Genomic DNA, 24179 nt, shown 5'->3' with positions numbered 1-24179 from the left:
TTCGTTCGCTGCCCCCTTTGCGTTCCCTTGTGCCCGGTTTCTTCTCTTCCGTACGGTATAACATACGACCCCGCAGGGCGGGTTCCTTCTTTTACCCGTAAAAATCGAGCAGCTTCTGCACGTTGTGCTCCAGCGTGTCCCCGTTCGTACGGATAACCAGCTCCGGGTTTTCCGGAACTTCGTACGGATCGCTGATGCCGGTAAAAGCCGGAATTTCGCCGGCCCGCGCCTTCGCGTACAGCCCTTTCACATCCCTCCGCTCGCATTCCTCAAGAGGACAATCCACGAACACTTCGATAAATCGCGGCAGGTTCTCCCTGGCGTACGCCCGCATTTCGCGATACGGGCTGATCAGGCTGACCACGGTCGTGACGCCGTTGCGGTTAAGCAGACCGCTTATGTAGACGGCCCGTCGGACATTCTCCATCCGGTCCTCCCGGCTGAAGCCAAGACCCCTGCCGACATGCTGCCGAAGCTCGTCCCCGTCCAGACATTCGACGGCGTGCCCCCGGGCCGCAAGCTCCGCTGCGAGGGCCTTGGCCGTCGTGGTCTTGCCCGAACCGGAAAGTCCCGTCAGCCAGTAAGCGAGGCCGGCCGGTACCTTTTTGCTAAGCGTGTGCATCACAACTCTACACTCCTTCTTCGTAAACGCGCGGCATCTGCCTCTCTGAACCGGCCCCTGCGATACGTTCGAGCAGCCCGTCGCCGTACCGCCCGCGAAGCTGCAGGTCCGGCATATGAATGTAGCCGATGTAGCAGTCGCAGAAGTCCATCCCGCACGGACGCGGCTGCGAAAGCGCGTCCAGGCCGTCCCGGTACAGATGGCCGATGACCCGGCGGTCTTTGTAGCAGCGCTTCACTATGCCGGGCCCCTGTACGTAGAAAACGTCAAGACCCGTGCCGCACGCCCGTCCCCGGCTCTCGTAATCCTCGGCGTTCAGGTCGAAAAGCGGATCGAGGCCCCGCAGGAATGCCCGGTCTTCATCCGTGTAATAATCCCGCTTGTCTTTGAACGCATTGACCCACATATACACGTCGGAAGGCAGCGAACGGCGAAGCGACTCCAGCCGGCCGAAGGCGCTTTTGACTCCTACCGATCCGACACTGAACGGAATCCCCCGATTGTAAAGCTGCAGAACCTGCCCCAGAAATTTCTCTTCCGTCGTCTGTCCGGGATGATAGGTGACCCAGAAGGCGGTCTTCTTCGGATCCAGTTCCCCAGTCCATGCAAGACCGGCGGACAAATTCGTCTGGATCGCGACTTTATCCACGTGCTCCATATGCGAGAGCCGGACCATGGCCTCCTTGTACCAGCGGTGAGTCAGCCCTTCCCCGTAAGGATTGAAGAAAACCGACAGGCGGTGGCCTTCGGCTCCCTGGCTCTCTGCCCAGTCCGTAAAAGCTTCGACCTGCCGCCGGTCCTTCGCCAGCGTGGCTGCGCTGTCCTTGTTCTTGCTGAACGGGCAGTACGGGCAGTCGTAATTGCATGACGACAGGCTCCCCCGGTAATACAGCGCCGCCTTCATGCGAAGGTGTATCCTTCCATCAGGGTGCGGGTTTCCGGGGAGATGAACCAGTCTCCGATGGAATCGGAAAGGGCGATCCCGTCGTCCGTCAGCCGGAAACAGCCGCCGCCTGTTCCCATTTGCGGAACCCGCTCGGCCAGCCCCGTCTCCGTCAGCCGGTTCAGCTCCGGATGGTCCTCCAGTGCCTCCGTGCCGAACCGGCTGGCGTAGGACGCGAGCTCCAGCCCCTCGCGGTGAAGGAGCGCCTTCAGAATGAAGCGCCGCTTCCGTTCCGCCTCGTTCAGGATGAAGCCGTAGTCGACGAGGTCATGACGCTCCGCAGCGACATAGTCGGCGATAATGCCGGCCGTCGCGCTGCGGCTCACCGCATAGCGGGTCGCGTAGTGCACGCTGTGTGTGTACGAGCGGGCACCGCAGCCGAGACCGACCATGCCATCCTCCTGACAGCCGTACGGCAGGAGCGTTTTGGGCGATGAGGCGCTCGCGCGCGCGAACCTCCTCATCGAATACTGCGTATACCCTGCGGCCAGAAGACGGTCGCGCGCCGCCGTGTAGCAGGCCATGCGGATATCCGCGCCCCGCTGCCGGATCTCTTCGGGCTTGACGATCGTATGCTCCCGCGTATACAGCGGGTAAATAAAAATTTCCTCCGGCTCGTAGGCAAGCGCCCGCTCCAGGGAGTAAAGCCAAGTATCCACGGTCTGGCCCGGCAGTCCGTAAATAAGATCCAGATTGAGGATCGGGAATTGGTACCGCTTCAGCTGTTCCAGCGCCTTCTCGACCACCAGCGGCATTTGCGGACGGTAAATGGCCGCCGCCTCCGCTTCCACAAAGCTCTGGATCCCCATGCTCACCCGGTCCACTCTGTGCGCCTGCAAAATATCCAAGCGCTCTGAGGTGACCGTCTCCGGCGAAGTTTCGACGGAGATGGATGCTTCTCCGCTGTCCAGTCCCATAACGTCCTCCGCTATCCGGAATACGCGGTCGAGCAGCGCCGGTTCCAGCAGCGTAGGGGTTCCTCCTCCGACGGCAAAACGCGCGAATTTCTTGTGCCCCACATGAGGTGCCCACTGGCGGGCCTGCCGCTCCAGCGCATCGACATATTGCTCGTGGGCGCCGGTCCGCTTGTCCGGCAGGGTGAACAAATTGCAGAAGCCGCAGCGCGCCCCGCAGAACGGGATATGCATATATAAGAAGAAGGTTTCCGCCGGCTCGTCCGCCCACAGCTCCTGCAGCGGGATTTTTCTGTCCAGCTCGCGATAAGCCGTCTTGTGCGGATACGAATACAAATACGAGCGGTATGGCGCCGAACGAAGATTTTCTTCCCAAGCGGAAACGGACATTTCTTCTGCTGACGGCACCGGTTGGTTCCCCAATTGAGAAGAGGACATCGGCCGTTCACTTCCTTTTCGTCAATTTACAAAATAAACTCGCGGTAAGGCACATTCCAGACCGCTTCATGCGCGAGCCGGTGGCCTTCGTAGCCGTCTTCTCCGTAGCACGTTCCGTGGTCGGAGAAGGCCAGGCAGAACACGGGCCGCTCCCGCTTCCTCATCGCTTCGAACAAACGGCCCAACTGGCCGTCCACGTAGCGAAGCGCGGCCCTCTGACTCTCGACCGAATCTTTTTTCGCGCCGGGAAGGAAATAATGATTGGGCCCGTGAATCGCCGAAACGTTCAGGAACATAAACAGCTTCTCGCTTTGTTCCGTCCGTTCGAGAAGCTTGAGGGCATGATTGACCTGATGCTCGGTGGAGCGCGGGTTCGTCACCCCGAAAGTCATCCGCCAGTAACTTTCCCGGAAATAGCCGGGGAGCACCCGGGCAAGCGGAACTTTTTTCGTAAAAAAAATTACACCCCCGATACAGACCGTCCGGTAGCCTTCTTCCTGAAGACCGGACACCAGATCGGGTGTGTCGAAGAGCCATGTATGGGGATGGGTTTTAAGCCCCGTATTCTTGGAGTGGAAAAGCCGGATATGCTGCGATTTGTCCGTCGTCGCCGGAGTCGGCAGAAAGCCGCCGAAAAAAGCGTGATGCGCCGCATACGTAAAGCTGCCGGGGGTGTGGCGCTTCTCCCAGGAACCGCCGCCGCACAGATTCGGGCAGTTGGCTTCCTCCAGCACGGCGGCGTCGTAACGTAGCGTGTCCAGCGTAATCATCAGGATATCGTGGGTACCCACGATTTCGTTCATATTCATCCTAGCGTTCCTCCCTCGCCCGGAGATCCCGCTGCGGCTTTAGGCTACCCGGAAGCTCCGGTTCCGGCAGACCCGGTCAAACCGGCACGCCCGGAACCCTTGAAAGCCCCGGAAGCTGTCGCAACTTCCGCGGAACCGCTTGCGAGCCGGGTCATCTGCCATTCGTAAGGGTCCATTCCCTTGTGAACGACCCGGTACAGCAGATCTCCGAACGGATTCATGTCAAGTATGTAAGGCGCATGTGACGCGCTGTCGAGCAGAACATCGACTCCCGCTGCGAGGGAGCGCGGAAAAGCGGCCAGCGCTTTTACGGCGCAGGCCGCAGCTCCTGCCCGGATGCCCGGCGCCAGACCGAGGTCATCCACGCTCACCCTTTCGCTGCGCAGGTGCAGGTTCGTGATCGGCGTCCGGCTTACCCGGGCGATGCTGTGGCAGGCTTCTCCCGCCACCACAAGCTGACGGATATCGAACGTCCGGTCGCCGTAAGACGCTTTGGCGATCCACTGCTCGACGTGAGCGCCGTGCCTCAGGATCCAGCTCAGCACCTGGCGGATCGCGGACGGGTCCGTGTAACGCCGCAGCTTCATCGCGTTATAGAATACCGGGGCGCGGGCGCCGTAGTTCTCGACGCCGACGGTCGTAACCGCCTGCTCCGCGCCCGTACGCGGGTTGATGCGGTAAGCGACGACGCCGCAGGCGCCGGAGCCGGAAGCGAGCTTCACGAAGACCCGGTGAACCCTCCGGGAGAGCATCAGCGTGCGAAGCGCCTCGCAATCCGCGATCTCCTCCGGCGGAGCCAGGAGACGAGGCACCGGCACGCCGGCAGCGGACAGGATGCGGTGCGTCTGCCGCTTGTCGAACATGCCGGCGATGTCCTCCGGCGCGTTCGTCCACTGCGGCTGCGGCCACAGCTCCTCCGCTTCCCGCCGCAGGCGGGCGAGCAGCCGCGCGAAGCCGCGGAACCATTGGGACGGGTGGTACTGCCGTCCCTCTTGCTCCGCGAGCGCGAGCGCGGACCGCACGGAGAGCGGTTGCGGATCGCTGCGGCGCCCGAACGGAAGCAGGCGGTCGCCGTGCGCCGCCTCTTCGTGGTCGGGAGCGCCCAGGGCGATCAGCCCGCGCTCTACCGCGAAGAGCTCGCCGGGCGCGTCCAGCCGCAGCAGCGGGGCCGGTTCGCCCGCCCGCTGTGACGCCGCCCCGGCGAGGCTTGCGGCCTGCGCGAGCGATGCGCTGCCGTCCAGCAGCCCGGCGTACGGCAGCACGACGGCCGGAGGCAGTCCCAGCTTCGCCCGGGCGTTCTGCAGCCCCGCCGTGCGGCGGTTGTCCGGGTTGCCGATCAGGATCATCCTCTGCGGCATGGCCGTTATTCCGTAAGCGACGGATACCGGTAATCGTCGTCTTCGTCCATATCCTGCTGATCGTCCGTATTCACGTTAAGGCCGGACGATTTCCAGCGGTTTACCATTTCATCGGACATATAATGATGGCTTAAGTCCAGGTACTTCAGCTTTTTTACTCGCTCGCTGTTCAGCAGCGCTTCCGCCCCTGTATCGGACAGCGTTCCGTCCGACATATCAAGGGTATGCAGCTGATCCAGAATCGGGGCATCCGCCAGTGCGATTGCCAGCTCGTCCTGAATTTCGCTGTTTTTCAGACCGAGATAAGTCAGTTCGGGGAATTTGCCGGGCTCCGTCAGCTTCAGCACATCTTCCAGGCTGCCGTCGAATCCGTATTCGTCCACGCCGAGATACAGCTCCAGCTTTTTGAGACGCGGAAAAGACCCTTCGTAAATTTGATGGATCACGTCCTTGCCCAGGCCGCCGCAAATAATCGTCAGCTCCTCCAGGTTTTCGTGACGAGCCGGGTTCAGATCCAGTCCCGTGCTTCCTTTGATCGTGAACGACCGGAGAGCGGGATAAGCCTCCAGCAGCGGGGCCAGGTTGGTCTGCATAATCCAGGACACTTCGCATTCCTCGAAGCCCATGTCACCGATAAACAGACTCGTCAGTTTCGGAAACCGCTCCTTTAGAGCGACAAGCGTTTCGACGGTTTCTTCGGAATCGTTTTCGTAAGCACCGCCCCAATCGCCGATAATAAGGCTTGTCAGCTCCCCGCTTTGCGGGCTGTCCGCAAGCTCCTCGAGCAAATCTTTCATTTTCTTGCCGGCTTCGTACTGGTCGTAATCAATTGATAGTTTAACCTCGGACATAACGGTCCCTCCCATGTAAACTTTTTCCTTCTATGTACGATATAATCCTAACTATAAACGATTCTAAAAAAGACTTGCAAACATTTCCGGACATCCGGGCACGTCTTCCGCCTTGTTTCTTTTTCGTTTTTCAGGGTCTGTTTCGTATGGAAGCCCCACCGGATGCGGGTTTTGAGCGATGGATAACGTCTTCTTCCCATGGATCTATTCGTAAAAAAAACCACCGTGTGGAGTGCTCGGCGATCGAATGGACTGCCGGGCCGGGAGACAGTAACCGCACCGACAGGCAGTAGTGGCTCCCCGGGGGACCGGTAAGGTTACGGTTTGCTTTTCTTAGGCGCCAGCCCGTCTTTTTCCGTCAGTACCTAAATATCCGCCGTAAACAAAACGATTTTTCGCGGAATGTCACCTTCAGCACCATGGAGTAATCGTTGATTTCCGGTGCGGAAAATACTTTAACCGCACGATTAGATGAAGATAATAGAGTTAATCTGACAAAAAGTATCGCCGCAAAATAAAAAAATCCGCTCCCTGGCGGATTCCGATAAAATTCACTAAAATGCTAAGAAAAAGGCTAACGACCTTATCGGCAGCCTTTTTCCATAGCCTTCCGGCTCCTTTATTACACGGTCTTCAACTCCGAAACCGCACCTTCTTCCGCATTCTTCTTCTGGAATATCATCCCTTTATCCTTGAAGAGCAGGAAGAACACTAGCGCGACGACAGCCGCCACGACAGCCGGGTAAATCCAGAACTGCTGCCACTGCTTCAGCGCAGCCGCCCCTTGATCCACGACCGTATGATTGAAAATATAACCTGTGACCGAAGAAGCGAACAACAGCCCTAGCCCGTTCGAGATCATGAACTTCAAGCTCTGTGCCTGCGCTTTAATCGTCACGTCCGCTTTATTGTCCACATAGATGTCTCCCGCCGTGAAGAAGAAATCCCAACAAATCCCTTGCAGTGCCAGCGCAATGACGATAACGAGAATGCCTGCATCGACTGCTGCGAAGGAGAACAACAACGAACGAAGAACCCACGTGATCGCGCCCCACAGGATAATCTTTTTGAATCCGAATTTGAAGAGAAACAGAGAGAGTAAGAACATAAAGATAACTTCCGTTGCAATACCGATTTGCATAATCGTAGCTGCATTATTAAACCCTAGCGCGCCCAGGAATACCGGCACATAAGCACTGTAAGCTGTTTTAGGAATCATCAAGAAAATCGTACAGACCATAAATACCGTAAAGTTCTTATCCTTGAACAATGCGAGCGCATCAAGACAGAGCAGGTCCTTCATCAGGAACTTCTTACCCTTGCCAGCTGCCGGTGTATTCGGAAGCGTGAAGCAATAGATCCCGAGCACAATGGCAGAGATTGCTGCAATTTTGAAGGTCATAACACTCCCCGAGAAGCCCATCTGTCCGAGCAGGAACCCGATCACCATAAAACCAAATGTTCCGAACACCCGAATCACCGGAAATGTTTTGGCGCCATGAATATGTCTGAAGCTGATGCTATTCGACAGTCCCGTCGTAGGATAGAACAACACACCGACAATAAAGATCAATACGAGGAACATCGTCGCGTTGCCCGATTGAATCTGAGACGGAATCGCGAGCATCACACAAGCATTAACAACATGCAGGATGCCCATAATTTTCTGGGAGGCGATGAACCGGTCCGCGACCATCCCGATGAACAGCGGCGACAGAATCGTCGCGATGCCGAGCAATGCATAAGAAGTACCGATGATGGAAGATAAGCCCGATGTGCTGAGAACTAACCCTAAAGTCATATTCCAAGCGCCTTGAACGAAATATTGCAGAAACATCATAATTAATAGTCTCGGAACGATAGTAGTCTTCATGTGTAATATCCCCTATTAAATAAATTTGATGAGACCGTCGTAAGCCACTTCGATACCGTGAGGCTTGAATATGTCCACAAGCTCGTCATGCATGAAACCGCTGTTATGAGATAAATGCGAGACGATGATCTGGCTCGATGCCGAGTGAATGCCGCTATCCAGCAATCGCTTCTGTGTCTCCAACACGGTCTCAATGCTCATATGACCATCGGAATGCGGATTCTGATTGTAACCATGTGTACATTCGAGTACCGTCAGATCGATATGCTTGTCCGCAAGCCACGACCACGTCAATTCCGGGAACCATCCTGAATCATGACCGTACAGCAATGTCTTGCAGTCCTTTTCGATAAAATAGATCAGACACGTTTCCCACTTCGCATGATTGGCGAGAAGCGGCGTAATGCGCGCTCCGCTGGTCTCTACTGTCACGAATGGAATCATCCGAGTGAATTGAAACCGTTGCGGACTGTAACCGGACAACACATCCAGACAACCATTAACAGCACGATCATTCCCGAAAATATGCAACGGATGCGTAACGTGGTGACCATACCCTTCCATCCGACTGAACAAATCTCCTGCGTTAAAATGATCGGGGTGCGTATGCGTGAAGAGCAATTCCGTAATACGAGTAACATCCACATCATCTCGCATGACTTGGTAGCTGTATTCTGGCGGGAAATCAATCTGCATCGTATCATCCACAATCGCAGTTGACCGCGTTCTTATATTTTTCCCTTTCTCGCTTCGCGTCTTCTCGCAAACCTCGCATTTGCAAAATGGATTCGGTATCCCTTCTGACGCGGCAGATCCCAGAAAATGAACTTTCATATAAATATCTCCTTTTCGATTCGTAGGTATGCAGGAATTCAGATACATTCCTTCTCTTGTTGTTTCCTGGCAGCATCATTGCTGCTTCTTGATTTCCGATCATATTCCGGGTTGTTCATCGGAAGAAATCGACTGATTCTTGCAAGGAAAAAAGTTAAGACGACGGAGAAAATGACGATGCCATAGTACCCCGCTCCAATGCCAATTCCGACGCCGCCTGAGAAAAATATCATGGCCGCCGATGTTAGCCCCTTAACCCGTTCCCCATCCTTAAGTATGACCCCCGCTCCGATAAATCCTAAGCCAGATACGATTTGAGCCGTTAGCCGCATCGGATCGGCGCGCATGAGCTGACCCGTTTCATTGTAATGACTGGCGGTAGAGATGGAAATAATCGTAATTAACGTACAAGCCACTGAGGTATAGGTATACGTTTTCATACCGGCGGGCTTATGTTTATGTGATCGATCCCAGCCAATAAACAGGCCCATCAATGCACTCGCAAGGATTCGGACATACATCTCCCAATGTCCGAACATCTGGCCATATTGGATTGGATCCACAGCATTCCTCTCCTCCTTAAATCATGATGTCGTGCAAATCTCGATCAACCGTACTGACAAACGATCAATCCACATATGATGTTAACGCTTTCTTTAATAGAATTCTAACACATTATTGGAACGAGTCAATAAATATTTGATAGTATATTTTCGAAACTCCTGGTAATCCTGCATAAAATACCGCAAAAACAACACTTAAACGTTCGTTTGGAACACTTTAAAATATTGGAACGTGTCAAAATAACGTGATGGCATGTCAAAAGAAGACCCGATATAATTAATTTAGCCAAATATCATCAAAAAGGGGGCAGGATGAAGCATGCCTACGATCAAAGATATCGCCAAAGCTGCGGGGGTGTCGCATGGAACGGTATCGAATGTGCTGAACGGAAGAGGAAATGTAAGTCTGGAGAAAATCAATCTCGTGGAAGAAGCCGCTCGTAAAATGGGTTACCAGATCCACGCGCGGGCTAAATCTTTACGTGAAGGAAGCACGACAACCGTCTCCCTCATCTTGCCTAACATTTCATCGGATTCCTATAACAAGCTGTATATCGCAATCCATAGCACCCTTCTCCGTGCGGGGTACACGACAAATTTATATCTCACACAAGATCAGAAAGAAAATGAACAAGCCCTCCTGCAAGAAATTGCTGCAAATCGGGACTGCGCTGTAATCACGGTCTCCTGTGTGGACGATGCCACGGAATATTATGACCTGCTCGGCATTCCACGGGAGAACATCATTTTTGTCTATCGTAAATTGCAAAACGCAATGAAATTCGCCAGCTTCGATGCGGGTACATCCGGACGAACGATTGCTCAGAAAATAAAAGAAAAAGCGCACCAGAAGATCGGAATATTCACCGATTTGCTCCAATATTCCTGTGATCGGGATTTTAGAAATGCCATCATGGAAGAACTATCCCCTCTGGATTTGCGCATACATACGATTGCCGCTGCGCAATCTACGGCCTATAATCATGCATTTGATTTCTTTGCAGGGGATGCCTTCGATTGCATTGTGACCAGTGATCTGGAACGAGCGCGTTATATCAAAAATGCCCATTTCTTAGGGAGTACGGGCCCAAGTCCGGAGATATACAGCTTGGCCGATTCCGAGTTTTTAACCGAGGATTTCATTAATAAGTATCACATCAATTATCAGTGGCTAGGCAAAGAAATTGCCGAGACGATTCTACGTCATGAGACGACGGACCAGCGTGACGGAGCCCCGATCATCGGGTTGAATCGCGGGTTTATGTTCGATGACCAAGCGCTTGGTCATCCAACGGCAAACAAGACGCTGAACATTCTTACGATCCCGAGTCCAACCACGGATGCGCTCAAGAAATTAGCGCCGCATTTTAAGAAGACGACCGGTATTGATCTTCGACTAGCTGTCTATTCGTTCGAAGAAATTTACGACATCTTATCCGATATCGACAACCATAAGCATTACGATATCATTCGTGTTGATATGGCCGGGTTATCTTGGTTCGCGGGCCAGACTTTAAAGCCGTTAAGCCCGGAGATGCGGGAGTTGCTGACGAATTATCCTTCACAGCTTATTGATCGGTTTACTTATGTGAACGAGATCCCTTACGCCGTACCTTTCGATCCGAGCATTCAAATGCTCTTCTACCGTAAGGATATTTTCGAAGATACCAAAGTGCGAAGAATGTTCTATGAGCAGTATAAAGCCGAACTGCGAACGCCCTCCGACTTCGAGGCGTTCAATCGGATTTCTGCATTCTTCTCTCGAGCGAGTAACCCCGAGTCGCCTTTATCCCATGGATCCTGCGTAACGACGGGAAATTCAGAGATTATCGCTTCCGAATTCCTAGTCAGGTATTATGCCGAAGGCGGACATTTGATCCAAGAAGACAATAAGCTGGCTCTATCCAAAGAGATTGCGATGGATGCCTTTCATAGCTATATCGATCATTTATCCATAGCCAGGAACTTACCTGCCAAATGGTGGGACGAGTCCATCTCGTTATTCGAAGACGGTCAGATCGCGATGCTCATCGTGTATATGAACTTATTCTCGAATATCGCCCACAGCGAGATATCCCCGCTCATTGGGTTTGCAGAGGTCCCTGGCCAACAGCCGCTGCTCGGCGGAGGCTCGCTAGGCGTATCAAAATATTGCCGGAAGGACGACGAAGTCTCAGCCTTCTTCCGTTGGTTCTATGATCATGATATCGCCGAGCAAGTCACGCTGCTCGGCGGCGCTTCGGTCAACGATTTCATCTACAGCAACCAGAATGTCATGGATCAATACCCTTGGCTGAAGTTCGCCAAAGACTTAGAGTACCGCGGGGTACGAGAATCCGCCTTCCCGACAGGACATAACTTCAATCTGCGGAAAGTCGAGAAGATTATCGGTCTCGGCGTGAAAAATGTGATGAATCAGATGATGAGCATCGAGGAAGCGATTGATTATATTAATGCAAGGTTATCCGAGAAAGAGTTTCTTGCCTTATAGGAGACGCAGCTCTTAAGAAAACAGAAAAAAGACAGGTCAATGATCGCCGCGATATGGTCATCCCCCCGTCAAGTAGACGCGAATAAAAAGACATGTCATTAAGCAGCAGCCGTTTCCCGGTATTCAACCGGGGAACGGTTGTTTAATTTTTTCTGAAAACGACCATTATTGTAAAACAAGATGTAGTCATGAAGGGTTTGTTCCAGTCCGGAAACAGTCTGGAGAGAAGTAAGATAGACGTTCTCTGTTTTTAAGTGAGAGAAGAAAAATTCTTAAGTTCATCTGGATACTTGTTATTTGTTCGACCTGTTTTCCCCATGAAAAATCCCCTCCGGTAGGCAACGTTTAAGTCCATCTTAACAGATGTCTTTTTTTCGTTGTCTACCGTAAGCCTTCTGTCAGGTGATAAAAATCCGTGAAACTAATTTTGTTGATTTTATTAGGATTTTTCGGGACATTTGATAAACGCGTAACAAAGAAAGTTTGGAACCACTAGAATTTACTATGTAAAGAAAGCTAGAAACTAATTTAATTAACTGAACTTTCGCAGACCAGCTTGTTTTCTTTGATAAACGCTCAAAGCTGCTCTTTTATCCAGACTCTAATTCAGTCAAATCCAGCAATGAATGTTGCCTCAGCTACATAGAAGCTTGTTTGCCAAGTTTTTTATATTCACTCTCATAGTTTTTAAATAATACTTAGAATATTTATAACGAATATATCTGGAAACTTCTTCTTCATGAGTGGACATGATAATCTGTTTTTTTCTAAATTCATTTCTTAGTAATTCAATTAATGAAGCAACGTTTATTTCATCCATAGTTTGAACAGGATCATCAAGCAATAATAAACCAATTGAATTCTCCCCATATACTTTGTTTAAAGCTAATGTGAACGCAATTACTAATCCCGACAGTTGGCCTGAAGAAAGGTAGTTAATTGCGTCGTGATCTGATTTAATATTAGAAACAAACCTTATACTTTTTTGTCCAAAGCTATCATTCTCATAAATAAAAAGCCCACATCCTCTTTGATAGTTCTGAATGATCTTGCCACTATATATAAAAGGGAATTTCAATATCTGTAATTATCTTTTTCCGATGATTTAAAATTTGTGCTTCATAAACTTTAATCAATGTTTTTATTTTTTCCTCTGCTTTTTCTATTTTCTCCTTTTTTACATTCATCCGATTTATCTCTACCTGTAGGGCATTTATGTTTTCTGAACTATTATAATAATATTGATAATCTATATACTGAACTTTTTTGAGAATATCATCTAAATTAACTCTGCGCACTTTATTAAAATCACCATTAAATATTATGTCATTTTTAGTAGTTTCATGATTTGCATAAGAGCTATCGACAATTTTAATTTTTGTAGCAAATAATCTATAAGTTTTTGTACTCGAGTATCAATATCTTCTAAATATCTAAAATCACGCCTGTTGATTAACCATATATTTGAATTTCATCTATAGCAAATAATCGCTCTCTATTATTATGAAAAGCGAGTTTTACAACCCAAATATCCGGCAACAATTCCAGCAAAAGAAGACCCATACACGATCAAAGCAACATAAAGTTGGCCATAGACCGCATTTTCAGATGTGCCAAACAAGGTCGGTACGTTCAAATGTTGGTTGATCCAACGGAAAAAAAGCTCAATTTTCCAGCGAGCTTTATACATGTCAGCAATTTGTTCCGCCGAAGTACCCAGTAAATTTGTAACCACTCGAATATCACGTCCATGTCCATCATCAAACATGACTACGCGATGTCGCCAACGAGAGCGACATTGCTTGGTTCCAAGCTGACTGGTAATGTCACGTGTGACAGGCGAATCCTTTGGTTTCTGCCTCCGTAAGGCGCGGGGTTTTTGCAAGTGAACATTTTCTTTTAATCGAATGACAAAATACTGACTTTCTGAAACCTAGTGATCCTACCGTTCAATCTTTCCATAGGCTCGGTCTTGCACGAGAATAAACGCTTAATTTGCAAGCTTTTCACCAACAGGACCATCATGCCGGGAGGCTGTTGTCTCTTCCACATCCCAAAGTTGATCGTTGCTTGCACGCTAAGCAACATGTAGCTTTATACCCGCACGTTCACCGTGGAAAGGGGCCCAAGATAAGCGGTTTTTCCCTACTGTAACGGTGGTTGAGTCAATAAGCAGCAGCTCTTTTGGTACATTCAAATGTCTTCTGGTTTCCCGATTGCATTTCTTAAGGACAATGTCGAGTAATTTCTTGAAAAGTTCAAAGGGAACATCTTTTGCTTTCATTGAAAAGGTTGAATAGTTGACAGCCGGAAGCCCTCTCAAGGTTGCTCGATCTGCACCATCACGAAAGCCATTCCACTGTTCAAAAGCAGCCTGTGCCCAATATTAAAGCAAGGTATATACACTGAACGTACGTGCTATTATCCTGATAGCCAGTCCGTTCAACTACCGATTCGACTTCTTCTTTCAACAATAAAGGTTGCAGCGCAGCTTGAACATGGTACAATTTTCCATAGGATCGCCTCGTTTCGAAATCGAATTGTGTGGTGCAATCGATTTCACAGAAAAAGCGGCCTTTTTGCTATATATTTTTATGTATATTATTGGTTAATCAACAGGCGTGCATCGTTTGTTTTGATTGCATAATTCAAAAAAGTGAAGCTTGCTGCATAAAACACAAACATTAGAATGGACGGAATCCATTTGGAGAATCCTGCGGAATATTTCATAGAAATCGTCCCGGACAACTCTAAAATTATGGCAAGCAGTAACAGCAGCCAACCCTTCAAATGCACCTCTTCCCTTCTATGATGTTAATGAAGTCCATTGCAATTGCTCATAATGACTAATCTGTTCTTCTTCGCCGTCACTAGCTTGTGTTCTTTCCAGACCAATTCGAACGATGCCGGCAAGCTTCGCCTCCCGGGCCATTTGAATATCGGCTTTCGTATCGCCGAACATGAGTGTGCGCTCCGGTGCAATCTGAAGCTTAGCGCAGGCCGCAATAGCCAAATCCGGATGCGGCTTCCCATTTACATGGCCGTCACTGCCAAGAATAACCTGAAAATGTTTGCGCATCCCAAGCCACTCCAGATGCTTTACAGCGGCTTCGGTATCATCCGATGTGACAATTCCGATCGGAACACCTTCCCGGCTCAGCTGTTGTACGAACGAGAAAACACCGGGCATAGCCCGAACTGGACGCAGCTCGTCGATCTGTGTGGATACATGCTTCATATCGGTCAATACTGCCGTAATCGCCTCATTCCATGCCAGGCCGGAAAGGTACAAGTGTCCTGCAAGCAGAGCCGCGATTTCCCGGTTGGAGCCCATCGCAAGCGGGCCAAGAGGGTCGTAATGAAATTTCTCCCCGTCACGACACAAGCCAAGAACAGTCTCCCAATTTACACCCAGCGCCCTGTGACGTAATCGATCCACTAGCAGACTGCTCCAAGTCCCCCAAAGATATGCAAAATCAAGCAGTGTTCCATCCTTGTCGAACAGAACCCCATCCACCTCCCACGATGATGCCCCGCATTGAATTCGAATTCTCATAGCTCTGCGTTCACTTCCTCCCACGTCAATGAAGCACATCCGATCGGATTGGCATAGATTGGGTTGATAAACGCTAACAGTGTCCCATATTCTGATCTGAGCTCCACTCTTAACCAGCGATAGGCTTCTCCCGTCCATTCTGTCTCATATACGTAAGGTCCATCCTCATTAACAACCGCTTCAAATACGGGCAAACCATTCAATAACCAGATCAGCTTACCTTTCTCCTTTATACCTTTTATAGCAATACTATAGCGGATCGGGACTGCCGCTTGTGCATCCATACTTACTTGATCTCCCGGCAGTATTTGCCTTCCTCCGCTATAAATGCAGGGCTCAAGCTGCGGGCCTCTAGATACGATACAGCGCCCTTTCTTTACAGCGTCCAATAGCTGAACTTCGCTTAGCTCGTCACAGTACACGTAAGTGGCCGGATCGCCTGCCATAGAAGGAGGTCCTCCTTCCATGTAGCTTTCATGGGGCAACAGATGCGTATCGCTGCCTCCGATCCCTGCCAGACGCAGTCCTCTCGCCCAGCAGGCGTCCCACAGCATCAATGCGCGTTCTGCCGCTTCGGCGTTGCCTTCATAGGTCGGATCATTCCATATTTCAATCGCGTGGAACAAGCTCAGCTCCGCCCTTCCGAAACGCCAATCCCATGGAGCCAAATAAGGATGATTCAAGCTGCATACCGCGCCTTGCTCGCGCGCTGCGGCGATAATTCGATTCATTCCTTCGGCGTCTTCCATCGTAAGAGTCCCATCCTCATCATACAAAGGAAGCCAATCCGTGTTTCCCAGTACATTCCAGTGGCCTTGAAACGCCGTCACTTCCATTCCTGGCAGCGCAAGGAGTCTGTCGTGTGAAGGCCACGCCGTATGCCGATGGTTATGCTCAGTCACTACGATAAAGTTCAACTGCTGCCTCAATGAGGATTCCATCAATTGCTCCGGAGACTGCTTGCCGTCAGATAACAATGTGTGCATATGGAAATCGCCTTTATACCATCTTGCGCCGCAGTTGAGCCGCTCCTGCTCATACCGATCATCAGCGTCTAACGTTATCCAAGGTGTCCCGATTGCAAACGGGACGGTAGACGATTCCGCCGACACGCCTTTTCCGTGCATCCATTCCAGCTTAAACGTGCTATCTTCATCTCTAGCATAGGCAATCACATCTGCCTTCCAAGTTCCCGCTCCAACATCTCCCGGTACAGAGCCAATAGAGCAATTCTCTTGCAGCCTTCCTAGCAAAATCCGTTCCGCCCGCTTCTTGCCCGTATATTGCATTCGGATGAATCCATCGGGGTCCTTCACGAATATTTGCATCCAATTCAACTTCTCATACGTTATAACGAGTGAAATCCAATCCATCGGCTCTTTCATGCTAAATGAATAAGTCAGCAAGGAAGGACCGGGAAGCAGGCTTGCTTCCCGGACTTCAGTGCAGATTGCCGTCCTCTTCATCGTGTTACTTCACTCCTGTCACTTTATCGAGTTCTGCCTGCGCTTTTTGCTGTGCTTCCTTCAGCGCATCAGCTGCAGGAACATTCTCGATTTGCACTTTATCTGCTGCGATCTTCAGCGCATCATCAATTTTGCCGCCTGTCTGGTCAATAAAGGCGCTGCTTGCTGATTGCGCCTGCATCAGCGGCACTTTGATTTGCGGGTTTTGCTTACTGAACGCTTTGTAGTCCGGATCTTCAAGTGCAGAGGAACGAACTGAGATATATCCTGTGTTAATGGACCATTTAGCGGTATTCTTCGTATTCGAGAAGAAGGTCAGCCATTCATAAGCAGCCTGCTTCTGTTTATCTGAAGCCAGAGCCGGGATACCGGCCATCAGCGCTCGTGCCATAGGTGCTGGTGCACGGTTCGCCCAGCCAGGCTGCGTATGCGCAGCTACAACATTGAAATCCAGATCGCCTTGGTCGCCGCTAGAACCTGTATAGCCTGCAGCTCGTCCCTGCATAACGTCATCGATAGTTTTGTACCAATATTCCCAGCCCTGACCACCGGAGTGGATCCCCATAATTTGTTCTTCATGAATCCACTTTCGGAATTGCTCCCATGTTTCGATCCATTCCGTGCTGTCAATCATTACGGTTTTGCCGTCTTCACTCAAAATTCTGCCGCCGCGGCTCAATGCCGCGTCCATCATATTCTCGCGGCCCCACATCGGCATCCAGCCGAATACCTCCGTTGTATCGCCTTTCTTTACCGTCATCTTAGCTGCTGCATCTGCCAGAGTCTCCCATGTATTAAACACATCTTCCGTCAATCCAGCCTTCTCCAACATACCCTTGCGGTAATACAGTACCTGCGTCGTGCCATACATCGGCAGGAAGAACTGCTTATCATCCACAACACCTTGCTGCAGAAACGCCGGAATGAAATCGTCCTTGTTAAAATCGACATCAACCGCAATATAGTCGTCTAATGCTGCAAAGTAACCTTTGCGAGCCCAGTCATTGTTTTGTGTCAATACAGCCGCAGGCACTTTCTTCGAGGCAATAGCCGCCTGCAGCTTCTGCTGTGTCTCCTCATAGTTGCCTTGCACTACACCTTTAACAATGACGCCATCCTGAGCGGCGTTGAACTCCTTAATCAACGCTTCTACATTCTGACCCAGCTTGCCGCCGAGCGCATACCAGAATTCAATTTCGACTGGCTTTTTCGCTGCCGCCTCTGCAGAGTTCTCATTTGCTGCAGCATTCACCGGCTCCACATTCCCGTTGTTTGCGTTTTTGCCATTATTGCTGTTTTCGCACGCCGCCAAGAACATTATTACGATGGCGATCATCAGCAGAAGTCTACCTCTTTCCCATGTGTTTAGCATGCTTCTCCTCTTTCTTCTCTCATAAATTTTTAACATCAACCTATATTGCCTTCTCATTCAAACTAGCCTTTATTGACGCTGTAAGACTGGCTCACCCCCTTCATAATGAATTTTTGAGCGAATATAAACAGGATAAGCAGCGGCAAAATAGTAAATGAGCTGGCCGCCATCACCTGCGCCCAATTCATCCCGTAAGCCCCGCCTTCGATGAAGAAGCTGCGCAGCCCGGCAGACACAAGGTATAGATCGGGATTATGGGTAATTAGCGACGGCCACAAATAGTTGTTATACATTTCAATAAAAGTAATAAGACCCATCACAACAAAATACGGTGCAGTCAGCGGAATCACCATGGTCCAGAGAATTCGCCGGTGGGGAGCGCCGTCGATTTTCGCCGCTTCCACCACCTCCTTCGGAATTTGCCGGAACGCTTGATAGATCATGAAGATCGTGAATACACTCACCGAGTTGGAAATAATGAGCCCTCCGTACGTATCGATTAATCCGAGATTCGATAAAATGATGTAACCCGGCAAGTAGGTCGCCGCACCCGGCAGCATATAGCTAACAAGAATGATTGCCAGCAGCGGCCGTCCCAATGGGAAACGCATATGGACAAGTGCGTAAGCCATCATCGCGGAATTCACCGTCTGAATCAATACGATACATACCGATACGAATACGCTGTTGAATACATAAAGATCGAAAGGCGCCGCGTGCCATGCCTTCGAAATATTCTCCCACAGCAGCTTGTCTGGAAGCAGGACAGGCGGATAAGCCCAAATCTCATCATTCGTCTTGAACGCACTGGTGATCATCCATATAAAAGGAAACGCCATAATAAAGCTAAATGCAGCAAGTATGACATGATGCAGCGAGCGCACTATCATTGATCCGACTCTCATTTGGAGTTCCTCCTATTGCAAATAATGAACGGAGCGGCGGCTCATCGTCACGGAAACTAAAGAGAATAAGGCAGAGATGAACACCAGCACAAGTGCAACCGCCGAAGCTTCTCCGACATTAAAGCTGTCAAAAGCAGATTGATAATACATATACAACAGCGTGCGCGTGGAGCCGGATGGTCCTCCTTGAGTCAAAATGCTGATCTGATCATAAGCCTGGAACGACTGCAGCCACAAAATAATAAACAGGAAGAAGGAGGTCGGCGAGATCAACGGCAGCGTAACACTTTTGAAGATGCTCCATCCGCCGGCGCCATCCATGAAAGCTGCTTCCCGCAAATCCTTCGGCACCCCTTGCAGTGCAACCAAATAAAAAACCATTGCCCAGCCGACATATTTCCACACGCTGACAATAATGACGCAAAGAAGCGCCCACTTCGAGCTTTGCAGCCAGGGCAGACCGTCAGCCCCCAGTCCAATCAAGATCGAATTCGCTAAGCCTGATCGCGGTTCGAAGATCCATGACCATACAATCGATACGGCTACCGTCGGTGTAACCCATGGTGAGAACAAAATTGCCCGGTATACGCCGGACCCTCTTCCTTGCCTGCTAAGAATAAGAGCCAAAGCTAATCCCCCTGCCATCGTCGGAACGACCATCCCAATACCGAATAGCAGCGTCACCTTTAATGCTTTATAAAACTCTTCATTCGTAAACAATTCCTTAAAGTTTTCAAATCCTACCCAAGTCTTCACTGGACTCATAAAGTCCCAATCCGTAAAGCTTAAATAAACGATATACACCATCGGAACCAGCCAGAATAAAGTGAGCGGCACCATAGCAGGCAGCACGTAGAAGTAAGCTGCAGGTTCACCCCATCGCTTAAATTTTTTCATAGCAACCTCACTTTTGTTCAATTTTTTTTGAATATAGTTTATTTTTTGATATTTTACTTTGTTTTGAACAATATTCTGGTGATGTAGGACAAACGATAATTTATCCCAAAGAATAAAATGGATTCGCTCGTTTAGATATTCAGTTTCGTCATAGTAAAACTCTAACGGAACCTCTTCAAAGTTGTTTTTAGTTTGTTTACAATCTCTCGTAGACGTTTTATTTGATTGTATCTGAAGTGAACTTGTGCGCGGATTTTGGGAAGTAAGGGGGCCACTGCTGAAGTTTCATCTTTTCTCGTTATTTTTGCAGATTCTATGGCATTCTTTCTTGCATCATAATCACGATTATCAAAAAGAAAATCAGGAAGTATGTATTTAGAAAAGTAGCTCTGTTCTTCAATTGACACTTTAGAATTTTATCCATTTTGAAACATTAAACACAAAAGATCTATAGTAGGTTACAAAAGTCTGTCTCTGTCGAGATGAATGATCAGGATGTACTTCACCATCCAAATATTTGTTAATATGAACATAGCTCATTTCGCCCATCGTTTTTATTTCTGACGCCGTAAAAATGTCTCGGAACTCTTTATCACACTCTTCCATTATCTCGAATAATCTATCTTGGAGATCTCTAACATTATTTTCATTAAAAGAGTGCTCATACACTAGTTAAATTTCAGAAAGGTTCTACAGTGCTTTTTAGTTGAGTCCGTAAAATTATGTAAAATAGCTTCTTCCAATAAATGAAGAGAGCCATATTCAAATCCCTCAAGTAGAATGTAGTTGTCGAGACAACAAACTAGTGAGGTAGATTTGAAAATGGCTCAATAGCAGATTAACGCAGATTCGAATATTTTGCATTTATTTGCCCGATACCATCGTACTGAGCAAGCTTTTGGATTTGTTGAATTCGTTGATTCTGTTTTCTGATGTGTTTATGCTTGATTGAAGTGTGCCTCCTGTGCTGGGGTTTGTTCTTTGGATCAAACGTTCCCCAGTATACAGAAGGTACTTTTTTCATTCAAACCACGAATTCATTTTATTTCAGGAATGGCTCCTATCATACTTTGCTATTATGTTTATTTTTCAAACTGACATGCTGGACAATCTGAATCCATCTTGAAAACAACGTTTGAATATAATCCGAATTGAGGGTACGATTTAAAATCTTTGCCTCAAAATAAACAGCTTCTTCATTCATAGTAAAAGAGAATGAGAAATCACAGTATTCCGTATAGCCTTTATCTCCTGTGAACTGATATAAAAACATCGGAAATAACCCATTTTGCTTGTAATCAATAATAAATTTTGCTTGTGTACATTTTGGAGCTGCTTGTTTCTTACTTTTTACGTTCTCCAACAATACATTCAAATCGTCGTGATTACTGATCTCGAACGATGAAAAAGTATTATTCGCCCCATAGCAAACCGACAGCTCCTGCTGACCTGTCGCCTCGATAACACTATAGGTGTACAGAAACAATAGCCACGACTCCAGTGCTGTCTCGCCCTCTGATTGCATTTCCTTCAGTGCATGAAATAAATCACGATTATCTTGGAAATGGAATACGAATACCTTGTTCCTACTACCTAACAGATACGAATCTGGGAACGGAACTTGTGCACATCTCATTGCTGTTTGACTGCTTACATCAATGAATGTTGCCAGTTGAGCGATAGTAGGGTTTGCGAATATATCGCCCACTTTTACAATCCCCGGGTACCTTTCTTCAATTCGAGCCAACATACTCATGATCAATAATGAATTTCCGCCTAGTTCAAAGAAATTATCATGAATGCCGATTTGCTCACTCGCAAGAATGTCACGCCAAATGGTTACAAGTTCCTTCTCCCTATCGTTTTGCGCGGCAACAAATGTATCGTGTCCCATAAGGGCACGCACGTTTGGCGAAGGCAACCGATGTTTATCCACTTTCCCTGAGCGTGTGACAGGAATTTGCTCCAATTGCATAATAAACGATGGAATCATGTACGATGGAAGGATCTTCTTTAAGTGTTGTTTAATCTCAAATGGATCAACCACTGTATGAGATACTATATACCCACATAACGATTGGATTTCAAGATTATTAGTCGCAATCACAACCGCATCTTGGATCCCTTCCAGCTGCCGCAGTGCATTTTCCACTTCTCCCAGCTCGATCCGGAACCCCCTGATCTTCACCTGGTCATCCATACGACCCAGATAGGCGATGTTTCCGTCCGGCAGCCATTTGGCTAAGTCCCCTGACCGGTACAGTTTTCCTTCCCCGTATGGATTCTCAATAAACTTCTCTGCGGTTAGTCCCGGAAGGTTCAAGTACCCTTTTGCCACACCGCTGCCTGCAATACATAACTCCCCTGGTACACCTATCCCGCACAACTTCATGCCATCCATAATATAGATTTGCGTATTGCTCGTTGGTTTCCCAATAGGTACAGGATAGGGAATGTCACTCTCTCCATCGTATTCCCATCCCGTTGCCAATACGGTACTTTCCGTCGGTCCATAGGCATTGATATATCGTGTACCGCTCCCTGCCTTTTCGATCATCTCCGCGTTTGCTGCCGATCCCCCAGTCGTCAGTACCCTTAGTCCGCTTATATCCGTCTGCAGATAGTATTGCGGCGGTAGCAGCGTCAACGTGATTCCGTTTTTCTTAATAAAGGCGTTAAAGCTGCTCACATCCGATAGAACCCCTTGGGACACGAGGGTTAGCTTTGCACCCAGCAAAAGCGACAGTGTCATCTCCCATACGGAGGCGTCAAATATATAGTTGGCAAACTGAAGCACGTTATCTTGCTGCGTCACTTCATACTTCTCCTGCAGGTAACTCCTCATCGCAACTACGCCGCTGTGCGCTAACATCACCCCTTTCGGCTGCCCCGTCGTTCCGGATGTATAGATAATATAAGCCAAATCATCGGGGCGATTGACTTGCTCCGGATTACCGCCTTGCCCTTCCCAGAGCTTATCGTCCGCCAGATTAATCGTCGGCAAATCCGTTTCAATCGTAGTTTTATACACAAGCACTGCCTTTGGTTTGCAGTCATTTAGAATAAACCGCATACGTTCTGCTGGGATTGTAGGATCGACAGGCACATACGCACCACCTGCCTTGATGATGCCATACATCCCGGCAATCATCTCCACACTTCGCTCTGCCACGATAACCACGCGGTCATCAGGTTTAATGTGCAGTCTGCGAAGCGCCCGTGCCACTTGGTTGATTTTTCTGTTTAACGCGTCATACGTCACAGGGTTGTCTTCATATACAACGGCGATTGCATCCGGTGTGTCAGCCACCTGCTCTTCCCATAATGCCGGAATCGTTTTATCCTTTGCATACGGTAAGTACGTGTCATTAAATGCACCTAGTATCTGCTCTTTTTCTTCCTCTGTTATCGTCTCAAGTTCAGATAACTTCCTTTCTGGGTTTGCTGCTAAAGCATGTAGCACATGTTCTAGCCGCCTAAGCATTTGTACAATGTCCTCGTCCGCATACACATTCGGATTGTATAGTATTTCACAAACTATTTTCTCTCCCGACTCGTATGCGCATAACGTCAAGTTATATGGGGGTTGGTCGCGGGATGACGTAATCTCGTATGTGAAATCTGTAAGCTTATCCTCATCCACATAATAGTTCTCAAACGCATAGAGCACTTGAATCAAGTGCTGTTTCTGCTCCGTCTGTGCTTGAATCTCTGCAAGCGAACAATAGGCATATTGTTCACTTTCCGACGCTTGCTGCTGCATTTCTTTGAGCAGCCTCATTACATTCATGCCTTCTTTGCTCGTTACACGCACGGGGATCGTATTAATAAACAGACCGACGATATCTTCTATTCCCCGCACATCGCTTTGCCGTCCAGATGTTACCTTCCCGAATACCACATCTTTTTGTCCGCTGTATGCTTGCAAAACAACTCCCCAGGCGGTTTCCACTACATTACTCACCGTCATTTGATGGGCGGATGTCAGTTCTTTTATCCGCAATCTGTCCTCAGGAGTTAATGTAATCGCTAAGCGCTGCACTTGCTCTTCGCTCTCTTGCGGTGTATGCACTGGCTTAATTTCGGCGACTTCTTCATACCCTGCTAATACGTCTGACCAGTAAGACAGCCCTTGTTCTTGATCCTGTTTTTCTAGCCATTCGATATAATCCTCGTAGGATGTCTGATCCTTCTTGTCCTTTATCACCTGCTCCTTTAGATCAGATGTCAAAGCACCTTTTTGCAGCGCTTTATAGAGTCGATTGAACTCCCCATATACTGTCGATA

Annotated in this window: 19 protein-coding genes and 2 pseudogenes; 1 reads left to right on the top strand and 20 read right to left on the bottom strand. The window is 49.0% G+C overall.

Annotated features, from left to right (window positions below):
- Positions 1-91 precede the first annotated feature (91 nt).
- The 9 genes from cysC to ABH899_RS10525 all read right to left on the bottom strand — a co-directional run bounded on the left by cysC (position 92) and on the right by ABH899_RS10525 (position 9181).
- The gene (cysC, locus tag ABH899_RS10565) at positions 92-625 is read right to left on the bottom strand and encodes an adenylyl-sulfate kinase (RefSeq protein WP_369996012.1); all 534 of its coding nucleotides are present in this window, start codon (positions 623-625) and stop codon (positions 92-94) included.
- Between the two features lie 4 nt (positions 626-629).
- On the bottom strand, positions 630-1526 hold the full coding sequence (locus tag ABH899_RS10560) for an STM4011 family radical SAM protein (protein WP_369996011.1): 897 nt from the start codon (positions 1524-1526) through the stop codon (positions 630-632).
- Complete coding sequence (locus ABH899_RS10555; RefSeq protein WP_369996485.1) at positions 1523-2869, bottom strand: STM4012 family radical SAM protein; 1347 nt, start codon at positions 2867-2869, stop codon at positions 1523-1525. The genes ABH899_RS10560 and ABH899_RS10555 overlap by 4 nt, the downstream gene beginning before the upstream one ends.
- A 74-nt stretch (positions 2870-2943) precedes the next feature.
- Positions 2944-3726: an STM4013/SEN3800 family hydrolase gene (locus tag ABH899_RS10550; protein ID WP_369996009.1), complete on the bottom strand. Its 783-nt coding sequence runs from the start codon at positions 3724-3726 to the stop codon at positions 2944-2946.
- A gap of 44 nt (positions 3727-3770) precedes the next feature.
- Entirely contained in the window at positions 3771-5084 is a 1314-nt protein-coding gene (locus ABH899_RS10545) for an STM4014 family protein (RefSeq protein WP_369996008.1), read from the bottom strand.
- A 5-nt stretch (positions 5085-5089) separates the two neighbouring features.
- Complete coding sequence (locus tag ABH899_RS10540) at positions 5090-5935, bottom strand: STM4015 family protein (RefSeq protein WP_369996007.1); 846 nt, start codon at positions 5933-5935, stop codon at positions 5090-5092.
- Between the two features lie 622 nt (positions 5936-6557).
- A complete protein-coding gene (locus ABH899_RS10535) occupies positions 6558-7808 on the bottom strand; it encodes an MFS transporter (protein ID WP_369996005.1) in 1251 nt (416 codons plus the stop codon).
- A gap of 15 nt (positions 7809-7823) precedes the next feature.
- Complete coding sequence (locus tag ABH899_RS10530) at positions 7824-8642, bottom strand: MBL fold metallo-hydrolase (protein ID WP_369996004.1); 819 nt, start codon at positions 8640-8642, stop codon at positions 7824-7826.
- Between the two features lie 38 nt (positions 8643-8680).
- On the bottom strand, positions 8681-9181 hold the full coding sequence (locus ABH899_RS10525) for an MgtC/SapB family protein (protein WP_369996484.1): 501 nt from the start codon (positions 9179-9181) through the stop codon (positions 8681-8683).
- A gap of 343 nt (positions 9182-9524) precedes the next feature.
- Here ABH899_RS10525 and ABH899_RS10520 point away from each other — a divergent pair, with 343 nt between their 5' ends.
- Positions 9525-11696 (top strand): extracellular solute-binding protein, encoded by a 2172-nt coding sequence (locus tag ABH899_RS10520; RefSeq protein ID WP_369996003.1) that lies wholly within the window; start codon positions 9525-9527, stop codon positions 11694-11696.
- 98 nt (positions 11697-11794) lie between these two features.
- Here ABH899_RS10520 and ABH899_RS10515 read toward each other — a convergent pair.
- From ABH899_RS10515 to ABH899_RS10465, 11 genes and pseudogenes are all read right to left on the bottom strand, one after another.
- Positions 11795-11956: pseudogene (locus tag ABH899_RS10515) on the bottom strand (IS3 family transposase); the annotation flags it as partial.
- Positions 11957-12330: 374 nt separating this feature from the next.
- Positions 12331-12774 carry a P-loop NTPase family protein gene (locus ABH899_RS10510; protein WP_369996001.1) on the bottom strand — a complete coding sequence of 148 codons (444 nt, stop codon included), beginning with the start codon at positions 12772-12774 and terminating at the stop codon, positions 12331-12333.
- Positions 12752-12994 (bottom strand): hypothetical protein, encoded by a 243-nt coding sequence (locus ABH899_RS10505; RefSeq protein ID WP_369996000.1) that lies wholly within the window; start codon positions 12992-12994, stop codon positions 12752-12754. The genes ABH899_RS10510 and ABH899_RS10505 overlap by 23 nt, the downstream gene beginning before the upstream one ends.
- Positions 12995-13257: 263 nt before the next feature.
- A pseudogene (locus ABH899_RS28595) lies at positions 13258-14046 on the bottom strand (IS4 family transposase); the annotation flags it as partial.
- A gap of 251 nt (positions 14047-14297) precedes the next feature.
- Positions 14298-14492, bottom strand: coding sequence for an SMR family transporter (locus ABH899_RS10495; protein WP_369995997.1), 195 nt, complete (start codon positions 14490-14492; stop codon positions 14298-14300).
- 10 nt (positions 14493-14502) lie between these two features.
- Positions 14503-15252, bottom strand: a complete 750-nt coding sequence (locus tag ABH899_RS10490; protein ID WP_369995996.1) for an HAD family hydrolase — start codon at positions 15250-15252, stop codon at positions 14503-14505.
- Positions 15249-16718: a CehA/McbA family metallohydrolase gene (locus ABH899_RS10485; RefSeq protein ID WP_369995994.1), complete on the bottom strand. Its 1470-nt coding sequence runs from the start codon at positions 16716-16718 to the stop codon at positions 15249-15251. Before ABH899_RS10485 ends, ABH899_RS10490 begins: the two co-directional genes overlap by 4 nt.
- A 4-nt stretch (positions 16719-16722) precedes the next feature.
- Positions 16723-18090, bottom strand: coding sequence for an ABC transporter substrate-binding protein (locus tag ABH899_RS10480; protein ID WP_369995993.1), 1368 nt, complete (start codon positions 18088-18090; stop codon positions 16723-16725).
- A 62-nt stretch (positions 18091-18152) separates the two neighbouring features.
- Entirely contained in the window at positions 18153-18995 is an 843-nt protein-coding gene (locus ABH899_RS10475; protein ID WP_369995992.1) for a carbohydrate ABC transporter permease, read from the bottom strand.
- Positions 18996-19007: 12 nt separating this feature from the next.
- Positions 19008-19892 (bottom strand): carbohydrate ABC transporter permease, encoded by an 885-nt coding sequence (locus ABH899_RS10470; protein ID WP_369995990.1) that lies wholly within the window; start codon positions 19890-19892, stop codon positions 19008-19010.
- A 1063-nt stretch (positions 19893-20955) separates the two neighbouring features.
- Positions 20956-24179: non-ribosomal peptide synthetase (locus ABH899_RS10465; RefSeq protein ID WP_369995989.1), on the bottom strand; the 3224-nt coding region annotated here is incomplete at its 5' end.

Origin of the sequence: Paenibacillus sp. RC84 (genome assembly GCF_041260495.1) — a bacterium.
Classification (GTDB): Bacteria; Bacillota; Bacilli; order Paenibacillales; family NBRC-103111; genus Paenibacillus_F.
This window is presented reverse-complemented; position numbering and strand designations above follow the sequence as displayed.

What these genes read in the sequence shown, in the direction of transcription:
- ABH899_RS10560 (WP_369996011.1), bottom strand. Translation starts at nt 1,526, where the DNA reads ATGAAGGCGGCGCTGTATTACCGGGGGAGCCTGTCGTCATGCAATTAC.
- ABH899_RS10555 (WP_369996485.1), bottom strand. Translation starts at nt 2,869, where the DNA reads ATGTCCGTTTCCGCTTGGGAAGAAAATCTTCGTTCGGCGCCATACCGC.
- ABH899_RS10550 (WP_369996009.1), bottom strand. Translation starts at nt 3,726, where the DNA reads ATGAATATGAACGAAATCGTGGGTACCCACGATATCCTGATGATTACG.
- ABH899_RS10545 (WP_369996008.1), bottom strand. Translation starts at nt 5,084, where the DNA reads ATGCCGCAGAGGATGATCCTGATCGGCAACCCGGACAACCGCCGCACG.
- ABH899_RS10540 (WP_369996007.1), bottom strand. Translation starts at nt 5,935, where the DNA reads ATGTCCGAGGTTAAACTATCAATTGATTACGACCAGTACGAAGCCGGC.
- ABH899_RS10535 (WP_369996005.1), bottom strand. Translation starts at nt 7,808, where the DNA reads ATGAAGACTACTATCGTTCCGAGACTATTAATTATGATGTTTCTGCAA.
- ABH899_RS10530 (WP_369996004.1), bottom strand. Translation starts at nt 8,642, where the DNA reads ATGAAAGTTCATTTTCTGGGATCTGCCGCGTCAGAAGGGATACCGAAT.
- ABH899_RS10525 (WP_369996484.1), bottom strand. Translation starts at nt 9,181, where the DNA reads ATGTTCGGACATTGGGAGATGTATGTCCGAATCCTTGCGAGTGCATTG.
- ABH899_RS10520 (WP_369996003.1), top strand. Translation starts at nt 9,525, where the DNA reads ATGCCTACGATCAAAGATATCGCCAAAGCTGCGGGGGTGTCGCATGGA.
- ABH899_RS10490 (WP_369995996.1), bottom strand. Translation starts at nt 15,252, where the DNA reads ATGAGAATTCGAATTCAATGCGGGGCATCATCGTGGGAGGTGGATGGG.
- ABH899_RS10485 (WP_369995994.1), bottom strand. Translation starts at nt 16,718, where the DNA reads ATGAAGAGGACGGCAATCTGCACTGAAGTCCGGGAAGCAAGCCTGCTT.
- ABH899_RS10480 (WP_369995993.1), bottom strand. Translation starts at nt 18,090, where the DNA reads ATGCTAAACACATGGGAAAGAGGTAGACTTCTGCTGATGATCGCCATC.
- ABH899_RS10475 (WP_369995992.1), bottom strand. Translation starts at nt 18,995, where the DNA reads ATGAGAGTCGGATCAATGATAGTGCGCTCGCTGCATCATGTCATACTT.
- ABH899_RS10470 (WP_369995990.1), bottom strand. Translation starts at nt 19,892, where the DNA reads ATGAAAAAATTTAAGCGATGGGGTGAACCTGCAGCTTACTTCTACGTG.